The organism is Dietzia sp. DQ11-71, assembly GCF_014144995.1.
GTDB classification, from domain to species: domain Bacteria; phylum Actinomycetota; class Actinomycetes; order Mycobacteriales; family Mycobacteriaceae; genus Dietzia; species Dietzia kunjamensis.
The window spans coordinates 1-1,195 of sequence record NZ_JAALDT010000507.1; the positions used below are offsets into that span (position 1 = coordinate 1).

2 protein-coding genes and 1 tRNA gene are annotated in these 1,195 nt (G+C 71.5%); all 3 read right to left on the reverse strand.

Features of this window, described 5'->3' with window-relative positions:
• Window positions 1-417 (reverse strand): hypothetical protein (locus tag G6023_RS15365; protein WP_182636360.1); only part of this gene is annotated, 417 nt, incomplete at its 3' end.
• Window positions 418-541: 124 nt separating this feature from the next.
• Window positions 542-614 (reverse strand) — tRNA-Ala (locus G6023_RS15370).
• Between the two features lie 113 nt (window positions 615-727).
• Window positions 728-1,195 (reverse strand): divisome protein SepX/GlpR (gene sepX / locus G6023_RS15375; protein ID WP_347570789.1); only part of this gene is annotated, 468 nt, incomplete at its 5' end.

Genomic DNA, 1,195 nt, shown 5'->3' on the forward strand with positions numbered 1-1,195 from the left:
ACCGTTCGCCCGGAACCACCTCCGGTCGAACGGTGCGATGGTCAGCACGGGGCGGATGACCAGCTGCAGACCGATCCGTTGGAGGCGTGCCGGGAGGCTCGGCCGACGGGTGAGCGTGATCCGACGGTCGGCCTCGGTGACCAGACGACGCGCCAGCAGGGCGACGAGCGCCGCGATGACACGGGCGACGACCGTGCCGACGACCCGATCGGACGTCCGGATGGAGCACTCCCACTCGAGCTCGCCACCGCCGCCGGGCAGGGCGCGCACGGTGACGGCGCCGGGGTGACGTCGGCCGAGCCCGCGCAACAGCGCAGGCGCCCACTCCTGCCACCGCGCGGCGTCGGAGGCGAGGGAGAGCACGTCACCGGGCTCGGCCGAGAAGCGTTCGACGATCGTGAAGGAGTGAACGGCCACTGCCCCAGCTCACCACAGCGCCGACTCTCCACAGCGCCGACTCACCACAGCGCCAACTCACCACAAAGCGGAAAAGCCGTCCCCGCTTGCGCGGAAACGGCCTTGAGAACTCGTAGTCCTTGGGTGGAGCTAAGGGGAATCGAACCCCTGACCTTCTCGATGCGAACGAGACGCGCTACCAACTGCGCTATAGCCCCTCGCCGCCCTGGCGGGCGACGACGTCACCCTCGCGGGCGACGCTGCCGCCCTCTCGAGCAGCGTGGAATACCTTACCAGGATGGTCGATCCCCCGACCAAACCGGGCCGCCGATCAGCCCACCGCGCGCCGCAGCGGTGCGTGCTGCCGACGCCGGTGATCGTGGTGCCCGGGGTCGGAGTCCAGGTGATCGTCGAACGTATCGAGGACGTCGAACGCCGGGTCCTCGTCGTCGATCTCCAGCACGACCGCACCGGGACGCCGCAGGCGGGGCGGCACCACGGACAGCTCGTCGTCCTCGCGGGACTCCACACCGAGCCGGGCGCGACGCATCCTCTCGACGCGGCGCCGGCGCAGGCTCTCCTCGAGCTTGACCTGGCGGCGCAGGTAGGTCAGGTAGGCGGCGAGCAGCAGGGCGGAGCCTCCGGCGAACCACCAGACGGCGGGCACGGTGAGCAGCGCGGCGATCACGGTGACGACGGACAACGCCACGAGGATGAGCGCGGTGCGCTGGCGCGCGTGGGCACGCTGCTCGGCGGCCTCGCGGTCCGCCATCGGGTCGTAGGCCCCGCGCCCGCGCCG